This is a genomic window from Affinirhizobium helianthi, from assembly GCF_042680945.1.
In the GTDB taxonomy this organism is placed as follows: domain Bacteria; phylum Pseudomonadota; class Alphaproteobacteria; order Rhizobiales; family Rhizobiaceae; genus Neorhizobium; species Neorhizobium helianthi.
Genome location: NZ_JBHUEQ010000003.1, coordinates 436,922 through 454,341, shown reverse-complemented (window position 1 = coordinate 454,341; position 17,420 = coordinate 436,922). Strand labels below are relative to the sequence as shown.

At 56.5% G+C, this 17,420-nt stretch carries 18 protein-coding genes; 14 read left to right on the top strand and 4 right to left on the bottom strand.

Annotation, left to right across the window (positions count from 1 at the left end):
• The first annotated feature begins 27 nt into the window (after positions 1-27).
• The 7 genes from ACFSE1_RS02710 (at position 28) to ACFSE1_RS02680 (ending at position 7,561) form a co-directional block, all read left to right on the top strand.
• Positions 28-1,209, top strand: coding sequence for a septal ring lytic transglycosylase RlpA family protein (locus tag ACFSE1_RS02710; RefSeq protein WP_377396173.1), 1,182 nt, complete (start codon positions 28-30; stop codon positions 1,207-1,209).
• Positions 1,210-1,340: 131 nt separating this feature from the next.
• Positions 1,341-2,516 carry a D-alanyl-D-alanine carboxypeptidase family protein gene (locus ACFSE1_RS02705; protein ID WP_377396170.1) on the top strand — a complete coding sequence of 392 codons (1,176 nt, stop codon included), beginning with the start codon at positions 1,341-1,343 and terminating at the stop codon, positions 2,514-2,516.
• An 82-nt stretch (positions 2,517-2,598) separates the two neighbouring features.
• Positions 2,599-3,279, top strand: coding sequence for a dTMP kinase (gene tmk / locus ACFSE1_RS02700; protein ID WP_377396167.1), 681 nt, complete (start codon positions 2,599-2,601; stop codon positions 3,277-3,279).
• A complete protein-coding gene (locus tag ACFSE1_RS02695) occupies positions 3,272-4,300 on the top strand; it encodes a DNA polymerase III subunit delta' (RefSeq protein ID WP_377396164.1) in 1,029 nt (342 codons plus the stop codon). The genes tmk and ACFSE1_RS02695 overlap by 8 nt, the downstream gene beginning before the upstream one ends.
• Before the next feature lie 83 nt (positions 4,301-4,383).
• Positions 4,384-5,943, top strand: coding sequence for a methionine--tRNA ligase (gene metG, locus ACFSE1_RS02690; protein WP_377396162.1), 1,560 nt, complete (start codon positions 4,384-4,386; stop codon positions 5,941-5,943).
• Between the two features lie 9 nt (positions 5,944-5,952).
• On the top strand, positions 5,953-6,738 hold the full coding sequence (locus tag ACFSE1_RS02685) for a TatD family hydrolase (RefSeq protein WP_377396158.1): 786 nt from the start codon (positions 5,953-5,955) through the stop codon (positions 6,736-6,738).
• Between the two features lies 1 nt (position 6,739).
• A complete protein-coding gene (locus ACFSE1_RS02680; RefSeq protein WP_377396155.1) occupies positions 6,740-7,561 on the top strand; it encodes an MBL fold metallo-hydrolase in 822 nt (273 codons plus the stop codon).
• 191 nt (positions 7,562-7,752) lie between these two features.
• On the opposite strand, the gene ACFSE1_RS02675 is transcribed toward ACFSE1_RS02680, so the two are convergent.
• Positions 7,753-8,367, bottom strand: coding sequence for a TetR/AcrR family transcriptional regulator (locus ACFSE1_RS02675; RefSeq protein WP_377396152.1), 615 nt, complete (start codon positions 8,365-8,367; stop codon positions 7,753-7,755).
• Positions 8,368-8,428: 61 nt separating this feature from the next.
• Here ACFSE1_RS02675 and ACFSE1_RS02670 point away from each other — a divergent pair, with 61 nt between their 5' ends.
• Positions 8,429-9,316 (top strand): DMT family transporter, encoded by an 888-nt coding sequence (locus tag ACFSE1_RS02670; RefSeq protein ID WP_377396149.1) that lies wholly within the window; start codon positions 8,429-8,431, stop codon positions 9,314-9,316.
• Positions 9,317-9,515: 199 nt separating this feature from the next.
• Here ACFSE1_RS02670 and ACFSE1_RS02665 read toward each other — a convergent pair whose 3' ends face one another.
• Positions 9,516-9,662 (bottom strand): hypothetical protein, encoded by a 147-nt coding sequence (locus ACFSE1_RS02665; RefSeq protein WP_377396146.1) that lies wholly within the window; start codon positions 9,660-9,662, stop codon positions 9,516-9,518.
• A gap of 440 nt (positions 9,663-10,102) precedes the next feature.
• Between ACFSE1_RS02665 and proV the strand changes: the two genes are divergently transcribed.
• From proV to ACFSE1_RS02640, 5 genes are all read left to right on the top strand, one after another.
• Positions 10,103-11,335 carry a glycine betaine/L-proline ABC transporter ATP-binding protein ProV gene (gene proV / locus ACFSE1_RS02660; RefSeq protein ID WP_377396143.1) on the top strand — a complete coding sequence of 411 codons (1,233 nt, stop codon included), beginning with the start codon at positions 10,103-10,105 and terminating at the stop codon, positions 11,333-11,335.
• A gap of 8 nt (positions 11,336-11,343) precedes the next feature.
• Positions 11,344-12,243, top strand: coding sequence for an ABC transporter permease (locus tag ACFSE1_RS02655; protein ID WP_377396579.1), 900 nt, complete (start codon positions 11,344-11,346; stop codon positions 12,241-12,243).
• A 155-nt stretch (positions 12,244-12,398) separates the two neighbouring features.
• A complete protein-coding gene (locus ACFSE1_RS02650; protein WP_377396140.1) occupies positions 12,399-13,283 on the top strand; it encodes a glycine betaine ABC transporter substrate-binding protein in 885 nt (294 codons plus the stop codon).
• Positions 13,284-13,353: 70 nt separating this feature from the next.
• Positions 13,354-13,671 (top strand): helix-turn-helix domain-containing protein, encoded by a 318-nt coding sequence (locus ACFSE1_RS02645; protein WP_377396137.1) that lies wholly within the window; start codon positions 13,354-13,356, stop codon positions 13,669-13,671.
• 258 nt (positions 13,672-13,929) lie between these two features.
• Positions 13,930-14,088 (top strand): hypothetical protein, encoded by a 159-nt coding sequence (locus ACFSE1_RS02640; RefSeq protein WP_377396134.1) that lies wholly within the window; start codon positions 13,930-13,932, stop codon positions 14,086-14,088.
• 30 nt (positions 14,089-14,118) lie between these two features.
• On the opposite strand, the gene ACFSE1_RS02635 is transcribed toward ACFSE1_RS02640, so the two are convergent.
• Together ACFSE1_RS02635 and ACFSE1_RS02630 are read right to left on the bottom strand one after the other, a co-directional pair.
• A complete protein-coding gene (locus ACFSE1_RS02635; protein WP_377396131.1) occupies positions 14,119-15,507 on the bottom strand; it encodes a sensor histidine kinase in 1,389 nt (462 codons plus the stop codon).
• Positions 15,504-16,181: a response regulator transcription factor gene (locus ACFSE1_RS02630; protein ID WP_377396128.1), complete on the bottom strand. Its 678-nt coding sequence runs from the start codon at positions 16,179-16,181 to the stop codon at positions 15,504-15,506. Before ACFSE1_RS02630 ends, ACFSE1_RS02635 begins: the two co-directional genes overlap by 4 nt.
• 78 nt (positions 16,182-16,259) lie before the next feature.
• Here ACFSE1_RS02630 and ACFSE1_RS02625 point away from each other — a divergent pair, with 78 nt between their 5' ends.
• Positions 16,260-17,333, top strand: coding sequence for an ABC transporter substrate-binding protein (locus tag ACFSE1_RS02625; protein ID WP_377396126.1), 1,074 nt, complete (start codon positions 16,260-16,262; stop codon positions 17,331-17,333).
• Positions 17,334-17,420 lie beyond the last annotated feature (87 nt).

Sequence of the window (17,420 nt, the reverse complement as noted above, 5' to 3'; positions counted from 1 at the left end):
GGTCAATTGCGGCGTGGGACTAGAGTATTGAGTGCGGAAAAAAGCAAGCTTCTGCTGGGTGCGAAGTGGATAGGTGTTGCCCTGGTTTGTGCAGGCATGGCGTCATGTGCGTCCACATCCAACACCACCACAGCCAAGAAGAATAAGCCCAAAAGCAAGGAATACTTCGCTGAGAGCGAGTATGGCGTGAAGGCCAGCCCGCGCGTTGTGGCCGAAGGTCAGCCGGTGCCAAAGGGTGGCGGTCGCTACATGGTGGGCAACCCTTATGAGGTGAAGGGCAAGGTTTACGTTCCGAAGGAAGATCCGAACTACAACAAGACCGGTCTTGCTTCCTGGTATGGCTCCGCGTTTCATGGCCGCTACACCGCCAATGGTGAGGTGTATGACAGCGAGCATATTTCTGCCGCACATCCAACCTTCCCGCTGCCGAGCTATGCTCGCGTAACCAATGTGGATACCGGCTCTTCCGTCATCGTTCGTGTCAACGATCGCGGACCTTTCCACCCGGGCCGTATCATCGACGTATCTGACAAGACCGCAGAATTGCTCGACTTCAAGCGCACCGGAACGGCTCGTGTGAATGTCCAGTATGTTGGCAAGGCGGATATGAGCGGTCACGACATGCCCTTCCTGATGGCATCCTATGTCCGCAAGGGCAGCCGAATGCCGGGCATCTATCCTGACGGCCAGATTGCGACGGGCGTGATGGTTGCATCTAACCAGTCGCTTGGCGATCAGCTACAGAGCTATGATCGTTCCAATGCCATTTCCTCCGCTGCTTACGGCAAGTCATCCGGTAAGGGGCAGAAGACTGAAACGCGCAACCCGGCACCTCAGCCGGTTGTTCAGGCAGCTCTTGCGCCCGCACCGACTGCGCGTCCTGCAAGCCTCCCAGCCGCTCGCCCCGCTGCACAGCCAGTTGTTGCTGCCGTTCAGGCAAGGCCAAACATTGCGCCGGTAACAGCACCAGTTGTGAACAAGCCTGTTCACGTGGCTTCCGCGCCGCAACCAAAGGCTGTCGCCCCGAAGCCGTCTCAGGCGCGTCCGGTTGCTGCCCAGGCAGCCGTAACGACATCAGAGACTGCTTATGCAGCACCGGCCAAGCGCCGCACAGAGCCGCAGGTCATCTTTGGCAATGTGATCCTTCGCGATGACGGCATGATGCAGCAGGTGGATGGCGCACCTCAGGGCAAGCCTGCCCGTCGGTAAGCCGCACCAGACAAGCCTGTGCGCCTTGACAGAATCGAGGCGTACAGATGATTTTTGAAGATGCCGTTCGGCGGTTGCGCCGAACATTAGCCACTGATACTCAATGACCGATGCGGTGGACGAGCATTTTCATGTATTTTCCAAGGTTCTCCAGATCGATCGTACCCGGCGTGTTGGCTCTGGCCTTGATCGCGGCCGCGGGCGAAGTTTCAGCGCAGGATAGCGGCCTTCCAGACCTCAAGGCAAAGCAGGCTTATCTCGTCGAATCAAAGACTGGTACGGTTCTTCTGGCTCAGAACGAAAACCAATCCTTTCCTCCTGCGTCTCTGGCCAAGCTGATGACCATGGATCTGGTCTTCGACGCCGTCAGCAAAGGCGAGATCAGGCTCGAACAGGCATTTCCTGTATCGGAAAATGCGTGGAGAACCGGCGGTGCACCCTCAGGCACCACCACCATGTTTGCAGCGCTGAAGTCTGAAGTTCCCGTTGAGGATCTCATTCGCGGCGTCGTTGTTCAAAACGCAAATGATGCTTGCATCATTCTGGCAGAAGGCCTGTCCGGCAACGAGGCCAATTTTGCCGCCCGGATGACGGCGCGCGCCAGGGATCTGGGCCTGACACGTAGCGTGTTTGGCAATTCCACCGGTTTGCCGCAACAGGAAAGCCGCACGACAGCCCGCGATCTGGTCGAGCTTGCTCGGCACATTCACGCCAACTACCCGCAGTTCTACAATCTATATACCCAGCCCGATTTCACCTGGAACAAGATCTTCCAGCGTAACAAGAACCCGCTACTTGGGCTTGGAATCGGGGTTGATGGACTTGGAGCAGGATTTGCGGAGGGTTCCGGCTTTGCGGTCGTCGCCTCGGTCGAGCGCAATGGCACGCGGCTGTTCATGGCGCTTGGCGGCCTTGCCAGCGACAAAGAGCGGACCGAGGAATCGCGTCGAATTCTGGAATGGGGCCTCTCCGCGTTTGAGACGCGCGTGCTGTTCAAGCAGGATGAGGTGGTGGGGCAGGCCTCCGTGTATGGCGGTGAAAAATCGCATGTCCAGCTTGTTTCATCCGAGCCGGTGAACATTTATGTGCGGGCAAAAAACGGCGAGAGGCTGAGCGGCAAGATTGTTTACAAGTGGCCCTTGCGGGCACCCGTGGAGAAGGGGCAAGTGGTGGGCACTCTGCAGATCTTCGAGGGCGATCGTGCTCTGAAGCAGGTGCCGCTGCATGCCGCGGAAAACATTGGCGTCGGGGGGCTCGTTTCAAAGGCAGCGGACGCGGCCCTGGAGATGTTGTTCTTCTGGCTTTGATTTTCTGATCCCGTAGTTTCACATTTCCGGTTTTGTCGTCTAGAACGACCGCAGTCGCAGCAGCAGAACGGACAGCCATACAGTGAGCAAGCGGACAGGCCTATTCGTTACATTTGAAGGCGGGGAGGGTGCGGGCAAGTCCACGCAGATCCGCCGTCTTGCCGCGAGCCTTGAGGAACTGGGAAACGCTGTTGTTCTGACCCGTGAGCCGGGTGGCTCTGCCGGGGCGGAGGCAGTTCGTCACGTTATTCTCTCCGGCGCCGCAGAGCGGTTCGGTGTGCGGACAGAGGCCATGCTTTTCGCAGCGGCCCGCAACGACCATGTGGAAGAAATCATTCGCCCTGCGCTGCTGGCAGGCAAAATCGTGCTGTGTGATCGGTTTATGGACTCCTCACGCGTCTATCAGGGCATTACGGGCAATCTCGATACAGCCTTCGTCAATGCGCTTGAGCAGATCGCAATCAACGGATTGCGTCCCGATCTGACCCTGATCCTGGATCTACCGGCGGAGGAGGGGCTGAAACGCGCACGGACGCGCAGCCTGGAGGCTGGAAGCACGGAGGCGCCAGATCGTTTCGAGAAGGAGGAGATTGACGTGCATGAAAAGCGCCGTCAGGCTTTCCTCGATATAGCGAGCCAGGATGCCGAGCGCTGCCGCGTGATCGATGCATCGAAAGATGCGGATGCTGTTGCCAACGCAGTTCTCGAGGCTGTTCTGGAAAAGCTCAATGCACGCAAGCAGGACGCAGCCAGCCATGAGTGATGCTGTTGCCGGCGTTCTCGACGGCGCCATTCCGCCTCAAAACAATACGGTTCTCTTTGGCCATGAGGAGGCGGAGCAGTTTCTGGCCCGCTTTTACCATTCTGGCCGCAGCCACCATGCCATTCTGATTGAAGGGCCGGAAGGAATTGGCAAGGCTACGCTAGCCTTTCGCTTTGCCAATCACGTGCTCAGCCATCCCGATCCTGCTGCCGCGCCTCTTGAACTGGCAGTTCCTGATCCGTCCAGCAGTGTGAGCCGACAGATCGCCTCTGGTGCATCACATAATCTTCTGCACTTAACCCGCCCGGTGGACGAGAAGACGGGCAAGGTGAAAACCGCGATTACCGTCGATGAAGTTCGCAGGGCAGGGCACTTTTTCTCGCAAACTTCGGGAACAGGGAATTGGCGCGTGGTCATTATCGATCCGGCCGATGATCTCAATCGCAATGCTGCGAACGCCATTCTGAAGATTCTGGAAGAGCCGCCAAAACGCTCGCTCTTTCTGGTGCTGAGCCATGCACCGGGACGATTGTTGCCGACCATCCGTTCACGATGCCTGCCGCTAAAGCTTTCGCCGCTGAAGGCGGAGAGTTTGTCTGCAGCTCTTGCGAACCTCGGCGTTGCTCTCGATGGCGGAAGAACAGCAGAGGAGGTGTTGCAGCTGGCAAATGGCAGTGTCTCCCAGGCGCTTAAACTGCTCAATTACGGTGGCACGGAGATCATCGCAGCGTTCAACGATGTGCTATCCGCAGAAGGGCCGGGCGCACGGCGTGCCATGCACCGGCTTGGAGACGTACTGGCTGGGAAGGACAACGAGGTTATATTTACCTTTTTCCTCGGGCATCTGACGGAATATCTGGAGGGGAGGGCTCGCTCTCTCGCTCTCAGCGGCGAACTCGCCCAGGCGGATCGTCTTTCCCGTCTGGCATCAGACGTGACCGAGCGCATTACCGTTTCTCAGGCCTACAATCTGGATCGGAAACAGACCATCCTCTCACTGCTGGAAGATGTTGCGCGCTGATTCTTCTGAAACTTCTGTTTCGCATTGGCAAAACATGGTTTAAGACGCGGCCAGAGAAATTCACGAACTGAATGCTGGCTTTCATGTCTTCGAAAACGCCCTACTACATCACGACCGCCATATCCTATCCCAACGGCAAGCCTCATATCGGCCATGCCTATGAGCTGATCGCAACGGATGCCATGGCGCGCTTTCAGCGGCTCGACGGACGGGATGTGTTCTTCCTGACCGGCACGGACGAACACGGCCAAAAGATGCAGCAGACTGCACGCGCCGAAGGCATTACGCCGGAGGAGCTGGCCGAACGGAACTCCAACGAGTTCCGCGAGATGGGCAAGCTCCTGAACGCGTCCAACGACGACTTCATCCGCACGACCGAGAAGCGCCACCACCAGACGGTGCAGGAAGTCTGGCGGCGTATGGAGAAGAACGGCGACATCTACAAGGGCGGTTATGCCGGCTGGTATTCGGTGCGCGACGAGGCCTATTACCAGGAAGAGGAAACCGAAGTGCGGCCCGATGGCGTGCGCTACGGTCCCCAGGGCACGCCGGTCGAATGGGTTGAAGAGGAAAGCTACTTCTTCAAGCTTTCCGCCTATGAAGACAAGCTCCTGAAGCTCTACGAGGAGCAGCCGGATTTCATCGGCCCGAACGAGCGCCGCAACGAGGTAATCTCCTTCGTTAAGTCGGGTCTCAAGGATCTGTCGATCTCGCGAACGACCTTCGACTGGGGCATCAAGGTACCCGGCGATGAAAAGCATGTGATGTATGTCTGGGTCGATGCGCTGACCAACTACATCACCGCGACAGGCTATGTCGAAGATCAGAGCGGCCCACGGGCGAAGTACTGGCCAGCCGATGCGCATATCATCGGAAAGGACATCATCCGCTTCCACGCCGTCTACTGGCCAGCCTTCCTGATGTCGGCTGGCCTGCCACTGCCCAAGCGCGTTTACGCTCACGGCTTCTTGCTCAACAAGGGCGAGAAGATGTCGAAGTCACTTGGCAACGTTGTTGACCCGGTCAATCTCGTGAACCATTTTGGGCTCGATCAGGTTCGCTTCTTCTTCCTGCGTGAAGTGTCTTTCGGTCAGGACGGAAGCTATTCGGAGGAGGGGATCGGCACCCGCATTAACGCCGATCTCGCAAACGGTATCGGCAATCTCGCATCCCGTTCGCTTTCGATGATCGGTAAGAACCTGGAAGGCAAGGTGCCGGAACCCGGTCCGCTGACCGATGCCGACAAGGCTATCCTGGCGACGGCTGACGAGGCGATTACAATTTGCCGAGAAGAGATGAGCAAGCAGCAGATCCATAAAGCGGTCGGCGCGATCATGAACATCGTCAATGAGGCGGATCGGTATTTCGCGGCTCAAGAGCCCTGGGTTCTGCGTAAGACCGATGTTGCGCGTATGAGTACGGTTCTCTACGTCACGGCTGAAGTCGTTCGTCAAATTGCCATCCTGTTCCAGCCGATCATGCCGGACAGCGCGGCAAAACTTCTGGATCTTGTGGCTGTCGCGCCGGAAGATCGCGTTTTCGCCAAGTTGGGTGAGGCGGGTCGTTTGAAGCCTGGCACGGAACTGCCCGCCGTTTCGCCGGTTTTCCCACGCTATGTCGCGCCCGAAACGGACAAGGCTTGAATTAGACTGATGCTGATCGATACGCACTGCCATCTGGATTTCGCAGACTTCGAAGAAGAGCGCGATGAACTCGTTGCGCGCGCCCATTCGGCTGGCGTTGGCCAGATGGTGACGATTTCCACGCGCGTCAGAAAGTTGCCTGCACTTCTGGCACTAACGGAGCGCTATCAATCGGTCTTCTGCTCGGTCGGCACGCATCCCAATAATGCCGCCGATGAGTTGGATGTCACTGCAGACGAACTTGTGCGTCTGGCTGAGGCAAACGAAAAGGTTGTGGCGATAGGAGAGGCGGGCCTCGACTATTTCTATGATACGCAGAAGCCGGAAGATCAGCAGACAGGCTTTCGCCGTCACATTGAGGCGGCACGAAGGACACAGCTGCCTTTGGTCATACACAGCCGCAGTGCGGATGATGATATGGCTGCGATCCTGCGTGAAGAAACGGAGAAGGGCGCTTTTCCCTTCATCCTCCACTGCTTTTCCGCAGGTCAGGCCCTGGCGGATGCTGGCGTGGAATTGGGCGGCTTCATCTCGTTTTCCGGAATACTGACCTTTCCGAAGTCGCAGGAATTGCGCGATATTGCCCGCACCGTCCCGATGGATAGATTGCTCGTAGAGACTGACGCGCCCTATCTTGCGCCAAAGCGCTGGCGCGGCAAACGCAATGAGCCTTCCTATGTTGTGAACACCGCGGAGGTGCTGGCGGATGTGAAGGATGTGTCATTTGAAGAAATGGCAGAAATCACGACAGCCAATGCATTTCGGTGTTTTTCCAAAATGAAGAAAGTCGTGTAACTTGTCGGGGCAGGGCTTCAAGCGCCGTTTCACGGTCCTCGGATGCGCCTCGTCTCCGGGCGTTCCGAGACTGGATGGCGATTGGGGTGCTTGCGATCCGCAGGAGCCTCGGAACCGACGCCGTCGGGCCGCCTTTCTGATCGAGCAGATTGCTCCCGACGGCGGCATCACCACTGTGGTGATCGATACCGGACCGGACTTTCGCGAACAGATGATATCCGCCAAGGTGAAGCGGATCGATGCAGTTCTCTATACCCATGCACATGCGGACCATTTGCATGGTATTGACGACTTGCGGGGCTATTTTCATGCGCAAAGGATGCGCATCCCCATATGGGCCGATCCGGTTACGATGGAACGGATCAGGGCGGGTTTCGGATATTGCCTTGAAACACCTGCGGGTGGCAATTACCCGCCGATCGTCCGGCCAAACCTCATCACCCACCTGTCACAACCCATCACCATCGATGGCGCAGGCGGCAGCATCGAAATTCTGGCGCACACGCAACAGCACGGCGATATTCAATCGCTGGGCTTCCGGGTCGGTGATGTCGCCTATTGCAGCGATATCAGCGATTTTCCCGGTGAAAGCGTTGAGCGCTTGTATGGACTGGACGTTCTCGTTATCGATGCTCTCCAGTACAAGCCACACCCAAGCCATCTGTCACTGGATCAGGCCTTGGCTTGGATCGAAAGACTCGGACCTCGCCGGGCAATCCTCACGCACATGCATATACCGCTGGATTATCAAACTGTGCTGGAGCAGACGCCGGACAGCGTCGAGCCAGCTTATGACGGCCTGAGTTTCGATGTCATGCTTTGAGCCTGGAGCGTTTTCGTAGCTGATAGAAACACAACAACGCTCCAACTCTTTGTTTTTACCTATTTATCCGAGAAAATCGATACGCCCTTTATTCAGGTAAATGCTCTAAGAGCCAGATTTTCAAGGGTAGGGCCGAGAAGGGGGATGATCGCTTCTCTGCGGCATCCGCTTCCTCAGGCGCCACGCGGCATTTAGGGGTAAGAGCTTGCCACGGCTGATGGCGATGAAATCAGTCGTCTCAGCCCAAACTCCCGGAATCGGGTGAATGCGGACACGTCCTCCTTGGCCTTTGCTCGAATAAGCGCTCCCTCATATCCCTCCACGATACTTGCCGTCAGATGTTCGATATCCTCATTTTCAGCGAGATCGCCATTCAGCTGAGCGGCGAGGAGTACGCCTTGAATGCTTTTTTCCCAGCGCTCAAACGCTTGGGCGACTGCATCAAGCACAACAGCGCTCCGGCCTGCAGCGCTCTGGGCAATCACCCCGTAAAGACAGCCAGCGTAGGGTGCCTCGGCGCGGAATTCTTGTTCAAGAGCGTCGAAATAGGCGAGGAGGCGGTCTAGTGGCTCTAGCCGGCTGTCTGTGAAGAATCTCTCCCGCAACTGCTGGTACTTTGCCTCATAGGCTTCGATGACCGCTACGACGAAGTCATCCTTGCTCTGGAAGAAATAATAGAAAGAGCCTTTAGGGACGCCGACAGATTTCAGGATTGGCCCAATGCCAACACCTTCATAACCATGCGCCAGCAATTGTCGCATGCCTTCGGAAATAAGACGGTCCCGTGTCGTAGATTGGGAATCCATAACTAGACCATTCGTCTACAACGTTGACTACGCACATCTCTCTCCTTGGAGCGGCCTTTTCATGAGCATAGCACGAAGCAGGCTTATTGGCATCTATCTCGTGGCCGCATCAGCCATTCTGTGGAGTACGGCCGGGCTCTTCGTGAGAATGGCCGACATGGACGTCTGGTCGATGGTGGCATGGCGATCGGCATTTGCGTTTCTAACGCTTGGTGCTTTCGTGTTGCTGCGCCGGAGAACCAGAAAGAAGGACGCCGAAGCGAGTTTTGGTTTACCAGGCGTGGCGGCCTGCGCGGTTTCAACAGTGGCAGCCATCACGTATATCGCCGCGCTGCAATGGACAACCGTCGCAAATGTCATGACGATCTACGCAACACTGCCGTTCGTGGCTACAGCTATTGCTTTCCTTTGGTTGCGCGACCGAGTGACCTCGCGGTTTATCATTGCGGGGTCTCTGGCATTTCTAGGCGTGGCTATTTCGGTTGGCGCCGCAGTGTCGGCAAAGGATCTGCTTGGCGTACTTGCAGCCTTTGTCATGACGGCCGGATGCGCCACTCAGATTGTTATCGCAAAGCGGTTTCCAAGCATGGATTCGACCCTGATGACAGTCTTTGCAGCCCTGGCATGTTTCTGCATTGCTTTACCGCTGATGCAATACACCATGCCGTCTCCAACTCAGCTGTTGGCTTGCGCATTCTACGGGATCTTCACAACTGGCATCGGATACGTGCTCTTGCTGCTTGGTTCGCGCCGGCTGGGTTCTGGTGAGGCCGGTCTGATCTCCATGCTGGACGTGATCCTTGGCCCTATATGGGTCTGGATATTCTATAACGAGGAGATGACTTTGCCAGTGCTTGTTGGCGGAGCAGTCGTTTTGAGTTCCGTCTTCTGGTATCTTTCACCCAAGCGAAAGGTTGCCATGGCCGATACCGGGCCAACACCGGGCTAGGCAGGAGTTTGAGGTTTACCTGTCACCAGATCGGCTTAAGCTAGCTGAAAGGCGGGACGGGACACATATCTCTCACAATTCAGGCCTCAATCAAAATCAGATAAGACAGATTATGGAACACAGCACCCAGAAGGCCTGGATGCGATCATGAACCTAACACCAGAACCGGGGCCCAGAACCTGCTGCCTTGGACGCCTTGTTATGCACCGACGAACTGGAAATACGCCCAAGCCGCGACAAATCCAACGATGATGGCACCAATGACCGCGGCCTTCTTCAAGGCTGGCGAAGGCTGGCGCTGCGGCTTAACCGGCTTGGGTTTGTTGAATTTGATGATATCGCCCATGATTTGTCCTGCTGATGATATGCTCTCATGCCTACTTAATTTTGCCCGAAGTATCCAGAGCAACAAGCTTATGCAGTGATATTGCAAAGCTGAAAGTTCCATCTTTTCAGGCGCTTCATGTCAGCGTCGGTTTTGGAATATACAAAATCTAGATTTATTTGTGGACTTTTGGAACTTTTCCCTATATCTAGATGAGGGTCAGACACGGAAACAGCGAATGCATGATCGCATGTCGCATTCTGGATGCCGTCGTCTCTTCCTGGCAAACATGATGCATTGCCACTTGGGAAGACCAATTCAGCTTGAGTGCGGCTGCAAGGTCAGCGCCGCGAAAAACAATTTGGAACAGACATTCCGCGGCTTACGGTCGAGGAAGAGAGAGTGTGTTCCCGAGGAACAGGAGCGTTCTCCCAGCTGTTGAGCCGGGGGCTTGAATCACTATGACATTAGTTACTGAAGCTGACGTTGCGGATGTCTCTGCGACGCCCAAGATCAGTCTGAAATCCGTCTATAAAGTGTTCGGTGAGCGCCCGGAGAAAGCGCTCGAAATGTTCCAGTCCGGCAGATCGAAGGCCGAAGTTCACGCGGCAACGGGCAGCACGATCGGCGTTTCCAACGCAAGCTTCGATATCCAGTCCGGCGAGATTTTTGTTATCATGGGCCTTTCAGGCTCTGGCAAATCCACCCTCCTCCGCTTGCTGAATCGGCTGATAGAACCAACGGCCGGTGCCATCGAGGTGGACGGCCAGGACATCACAAAAATGTCCAGGCAGGAGCTGATTGCGCTGCGTCGTCGCGAAATCAGCATGGTATTTCAGTCCTTTGCTCTTTTGCCCAATCGCACTGTGTTGAATAACGCAGCCTTTGGCCTTGAAGTGTCCGGCATGGCAGAAGCGGAGCGCAACAAGCGCGCTTTGGAAGCTCTGGAGGCCGTCGGTCTTTCGGGTTATGCGCAAAGCTATCCCGATCAGCTATCTGGCGGCATGAAACAGCGCGTTGGCCTGGCGCGCGCCCTTGCCAGTGAACCCACCATTTTGTTGATGGACGAGGCATTTTCCGCACTTGATCCGCTGATCCGCACGGAAATGCAGGATGAGCTGGTTCGTCTGCAATCCGAGCATAGCCGCACAATTGTCTTCGTCAGCCACGATCTGGATGAGGCGATGCGGATTGGCGACCGTATCTGCATCATGCAGGATGGCGAAGTTATCCAGGTTGGCACGCCGGATGAGATCGTCACACAGCCAGCCAATAATTATGTTCGCTCATTCTTCCGCAACGTCGATATCTCGCAGGTCTTCAAGGCGGGTGACGTGGCGCGGAAAACGCAAGTTACCATTATCGAGCGACAGGGTGTCACTGCCGCTGCTGCACTTGAGCGCATGAAGAGCTTTGACCGCGATTATGCGATCATTCTCGGTCGCGATAAAACCTTTCATGGTGTCGTGAGCCAAACTTCGCTCATCGAGAAGCTACGCGCAAAGGATCCCGATCCATACCGCAGCGCGTTCCTGCCAGAGATCGAACCAATTCCAGCGGATGAACCGCTGGCGAATGTGCTGGGCCGCGTGGCTGGCAGTCCATGGCCAGTGCCAGTGATTGATGATCGCAAACGCTACATCGGTTCCATCAGCAAATCGACTTTGCTCGAAACGCTGGATCGCGCAAGCTAAACGGGGGAATTCCAATGACTCTTGAGATTGGCAGCGGCGTGGACAGCGCCGTGAACTACATTCTTGACAATTTTTCACCCCTTCTGGACACCATTGCGAGCGGCATAGGCTTCGTGACGGATGGCATTCTCAATGCCCTGTCATCTCTTCCCATGCCTCTTGGTATCGCTGTTTTCGTGCTGCTGTCCCTGTGGCGCGTTGGCATCGGATTTGCCGTTTTCACCGGCTTAGCTCTGTGGCTTGTTCAGCATATGGGCCTTTGGCAGGCGACGATGGAAACCCTTTCGCTGGTCATTGCCTCAACCTTCATTGCGATGCTGGTGGGGTTGCCGCTGGGGATTGCGATGGCACGGCGAGACAGTGTGGCGGCGGTGTTGCGGCCAGCGCTCGATCTGATGCAGACGATGCCAGCCTTCGTCTATCTCATTCCTGCAGCCATGTTCTTCGGTCTGGGGGCCGTCCCCGGTACGATTGCAACCGTCATTTTTGCAATGCCTCCTGTGGTTCGCCTGACCAATCTTGGCATCCGGCAGGTACATCCGGAATTCATCGAGGCCGGCCAGGCCTTCGGCTGCACCTCCTCGCAGTTGCTGGTCAAGGTGCAGCTTCCCAACGCCCTGCCCTCCATCATGGCAGGCATCAACCAAACCATCATGCTTTCGCTTTCCATGGTCGTCATTGCCTCAATGATCGGCGCAGGCGGCATCGGCAATACGGTGCTGACAGGTATTCAGCGGCTGGATGTGGGCACCGGCTTTGAAGGCGGCCTCGCGGTGGTCATCCTGGCTGTGATTCTGGATCGTATTACCCAGAGCCTTGGCAGACGACCCGCACTCGTTAGCCGGCTACTGGCCTGGAAGGCAAACACTGGCGAAGCACGTGCTCCTCGCCCTGCCCTCAGCACCTAAGCCAAGCGGAAATTCATCCGCCAAGCCTGCCACGCGCGCAAGCGTTCAGCGTTTCGCCAAGGCGACATGGCTCACCACAAAGACTTAAGGCGTGAACATCGATCTGAACAATCGGGACACGCTTTAATATGCGAACCTTCAAAAAAGGAGCAAGAATGTTCAAGTCAATTGCGTCTCTCGGCGCCACCCTAAGCCTCGCCGCTGCGTTGGTTGCAGGAACTGCAACAGGCAGCTTTGCACAGGAACAGAAGCCGGTGAAGATCGGCTGGGCTGCGTGGTCTGATGCGGAGTTTGTGACTAAGCTCGCCGCCAAGCTCATCAAGGATAAGCTCGGCCAGGAGGTTCAACTCGTTCAAACGGATGTCGCGCCGCTTTATCAGGGTGTCAGCCGTGGCGATATCGATTTTATGATGATGGCCTGGCTGCCGCAAACCCATGCCGATTATTTCGCACGGGTGAAGGATAAGGTGGATACGCTGGGCACGGTCTATGACGGTGCGAAGCTGGGCTGGGTGGTCCCGAAATATATCCCCGAAAGCGAAATTGCATCGATCGAAGATCTCAAAAAGGACGATGTCCGCAAGAAGCTGGGCGACACCATCCAGGGGATCGATCCGGGTGCCGGACTGACACGCCTTTCACAGGAAGCGCTCAAGACCTACGAGTTGAAGGACTACAACCTCCGAATCTCAAGCGAGGCTGGCATGCTGACAACCGTCGACCGCTCATATCGCGGTGAGAAATGGTTCGTGGCAACGTCCTGGAGCCCGCATTGGATGTTTGGCAAGTACGACCTTCGTTACCTGAAGGATCCCAAGAATGCATTGGGCGAGGCCGAACACGTCGATATCCTTGCCCGGAAAGACTTCAAAACGGACAATCCGAAGGTGGCAGATTTCATGTCACGCATGAAGTTGCCGATCGCGGATCTGGAGGCGGCGATGTTTGACGCGCAGGAGACATCCTACGACAAGGCAGTCGATAATTATATTGAGAAACACCCGGACCAGATCAAAGCGTGGTTGGGCGAGCAGGGCTAAATGCAGCGGAGGGTCGGAAAATTTCGGCCCTCCCCTATGTTCACCGTTACCGAACAGTCCGAGGTTAGACATGATATCAGCACGTCAATTACAGCCCGCAGCGTCTGAGGACACGATTGGTGGGCGCATTTCACTCGCACGTGAAGCCCTTGAGATGACTGTCGCGCAGGCAGCTGAACAATTGGGCAGAACAGCTGAGGAATGGGCAAACTGGGAGAGCGACCGTTGCGCGCCGCCACCAGCCTTGCTGCATGAAATCGCAGCCACCTTGCAGGTCACGCTTTGCTGGCTGCTTACCGGCCGTGGCGTTGGCCCAAGCTGGGAAGACCTTCTGGAAAATGTTCCCCCCTACCGCGTCGAACCGGCAACCCTTCGCCTGGTGCGATAATATCGGCGGGCTGCCTGACCGCAATTTTTGTCCCCAGATTGGTTGACTGGCCACCTCGAAAAAGTACATCTGCACGCCCTTGGCCCGCTTTGCGAATCTCCCCTCCTTGTTCCCATCAGGAACTCCGGCAGAGCGGGGGCGTTTCGTTGAGCGGAGAGTGATGTCTGAACGGAGCATGAGGCGCCAGCCAGACGCAAGGATAAACTTATACACCATCCATGCAGCCTGGATGAACCGAGGCGAAGGAAGGGACATGACATGAAGGACATGGATCAGCAGATGGATGCTCAGGAAGCAGCTCTCGCCATCTACCTCGAGCAGAACGATACCGAGCAGTTGACAGACATTCTTGTCGCAGCTCTCGATGATGCTCTCCGCCTTATGCAGGAAGACTTCTTCCGCGAAACAATGCATTGACTGATATGCCGGTTGCGCCGGTGCTCACCGTCAGGCCGGTGCCAGCGGCAGACGAACGGTAACGCGAAGGCCTTTTCCTTCGCGCCCCTGCCCAAGCGTGAGCGCCCCGCCGTGCAGATTGGCAATTTCTTCAACGATAGGCAGGCCAAGACCTGTCCCCTTCTCGTCGCTGCGTTCAGCTCTGTCGAAGCGGCGCAGAACGCTGGAGTGAAGCGATTGCGGAATGCCGGGACCGTTGTCTTCAACTTCGACAACTGCCCAGTCCGCCTCATGCAGCACCCGGACGGTAACTTCCGCACCGCGCCCTGCATAGAGAAGTGCGTTTGAAATCAGGTTTTTGAGAAGCTCGGACAAGAGAAGCGGCTCTCCGCTGATCATGATCTCGGCCTCCCCCTCAAATCCAAGATCGATTCCCGCTTCATCGGCAGGCGGCACCTGTTCACCTGTTACAGTTCGCGCCAGATCCACAAGGTCAAGGCGTTGAAGATGCGCGGTAACGGCACGCGATGTGGCATCGAGGCGTGACATCATGAGCAGCTGCGCCAGGATCCGCTCGGTTTTGGCAATCGCCGCATCCGCCTGCTGGATTGACTCCCGCGCCTGTTTTTGATCGTCAGAGCGCGCGGCCAAAGCCAGTTGCGTTCGCACAACAGCAAGGGGCGTTCGTAACTGATGGCTTGCATTGCCAGTGAAATGCCGCAGAGCATCCAGCGCGAGATTCAGGCGAATCATGAAGGAATTGACGGTTTCTACAAGTCCTTCGACCTCTGAAGGCACGGCTTGCTCGATCGGCTGCAAATCATTCGGATTGCGTTCAGCAATTGCCGCACTCAGGCGGTTCAACGGTCGAAGTGAAAGCGAAACTGCAAACCACACAATCAGCGCGGCCCCCGTCATCATCAGCACCAACCGTGCTGCAGAATGAAGCAGGATCGAGCGCGCCAGTTGTTGCCGCGCAATGGTCGTTTCAGCAACGGTCACTGTGAATGGAACAGAAGAAATGCCGGTCGATGCACTGCGAGCCAGCGTCGCCACCCGAATTGGCTCACCGCGAAAACTGGCATCGTCAAACGCTGTCGACTGCCCCTCTCTGCGATCAATGGCCGGCAAAGCCTGATAGCCGGTGATGAAGGTGCCGGGTGGACCATCCACCCGATAGAATACACGGTCCTGCGCCGCCGAGGTGAGCATTTCCAAGGCAACGTAAGGAATATCGACAGCCAGCGAGCCGTCTTCGGCAACGACCACCCGCTCAGCAATGGCGAGTGCCGAGCCCGCCAGAACCCTGTCAGAGACCTCGTCCGCTGTCTGCTGTGCTTCGCGCCACGTATCTGCAAGCGCAATTGCGCCCAGCACGGCTGTACCGGCCAGCAACCATGCGAGCAACCTTCCGCGAATGGAGCGCACGGCAAATCTCATGGATCCTCGGGCGCAATATCGAGGTAATAGCCGATGCCGCGTGCAGTCTTAACGGTCAACCCGTGGGCAAACAGGCGGCGTCTAAGACGGCTGACATATTGCTCTATCGCATTGGCAGAAAGGTCTTCGTCGAATCCTGTCAGGGAGCCGATGATGGCGTCTTTGGAAACGACCTTTCCAGCGCGCAGGAACAGAAGCTCCAGAAGAGCAAGCTCGCGCGCCGGAATATCGATGGGCCGCCCGCCACTGGAAAAGCTGCGCGACGTGAGATCGAAGGTCAATGCGCCGAACTCTACCCGCGAGCTTCGCAGACCGGCCTGTCGACGCAACAATACGCGGATGCGGGCCTCCAGTTCGGAGATATCGAAGGGCTTTGTCAGGTAGTCGTCAGCCCCGAGATCGAGGCCCCTCACCCGCTCCTCCGGCGCGCCTCTGGCCGTCAGTATCATCACAGCTGCCTGGTTCTGGCGGGCGCGGATGGACCTGAGAACATCCAGACCATCCATTTCAGGCAGGTTGAGATCGAGGATGATGAGATCGAAGCTCTGTGCCGTTGCTGCAGCTTCGGCAGAAAGGCCATCGCCCACCACGTCGACTGTATATCCACTCCCTCGTAAGATCGCGGAAAGCCCCTCGGCCAATGTGCCGTTATCTTCGACCAGCAATATGCGCAATGCATGTCCCCCACGGCTGTTTGAAGATAGATGGGAACACGTCCGCTTGTGAAGAGGCTGGCCATCCGGCATCATGTCATGATGATACGCCTCCTTCTAGCCTCCTGCCTCGCTGCACTCAACACCGCTGTTGCGAAAGCGGATGTCACGCATTTTGCGGCCCTTAACGGTAAACAGGATGCGCCGGAACTGGTGGTTTACTCCTCGCTGGATGAGCCTTTGGCCAAGCCGATGATTAAGGCATTCCAGAAGGTCAATCCTGAGATCGCGGTGCGTTACGAGGACATGCTTACCGGAGCGATTTACGACAGGATCGTCAGGGAGACGGACGGCCCAAAACGAACGGCCGATTTTGCCTTTTCATCTGCGATGGATTTGCAGGTCAAGCTTGCGAATGACGGGTATGCGCAGGCAAGCCATTTGCCGATGAGTGCGCGATGGCCATCCTGGGCCAACTGGCGCGACACAGCCTATGCCCTGACATTCGAACCGGCAGTTTTCGTCTATCATAAACCCAGCTTTTCAGCATCCGCACCGCCTGCAACCCGTGCGGAATTCGTGGAATATCTGGCGCGCGAGGGTGACAAGGTGCATGGCCGCATTGCCACCTATGATATTGAAAGATCGGGCGTCGGCTTCCTTTTTATGTCACGCGACCAGGAACAGTTTGACGATATATGGAATGTCGTGCGTGCCATGGGCAGTGCCGGCGTGAAACTCTATTCCACCAGCCAGGCGATCCTGGAGCGCGTTGCCGATGGCAGGTTTGTGCTGGGTTACAATATCCTGGGCTCCTACGCCGCAGATTGGGCCTCCAATTATCCGGACGTAGGCATTGTACTGCCCAAGGACTATACGGTGGTGATGTCGCGCATCGGCCTTGTTCCCCAAGCTGCGCAATCGCCAGAACTTGGCCGCCGCTTCCTTGAATTTTTCATGTCAAAGGAAGGTCAGACCATCCTGACGGAGCAGCTGCAAATCCCAGCCGTCAACCCCGATGTGGCCGTAGGGAACACCGCAACAAGCATGCGAAACATGCTGGGCGGGCAGCTAAAGCCCGTGCCCGTAAGCCCGGGGCTCATGGTCTATCTGGATCAGGTCAAGCGCTCGAGGCTTATTGCACGATGGAACGAAGCGCTTCGCCTGCAATAGGGCAAATCTCTCTAAAGGCTTAACGTCAGCTAGATGTCAGGATAATGTGGTCGCTTAGTGGCATCCTGAAAACGTGGAGGCGTTTCA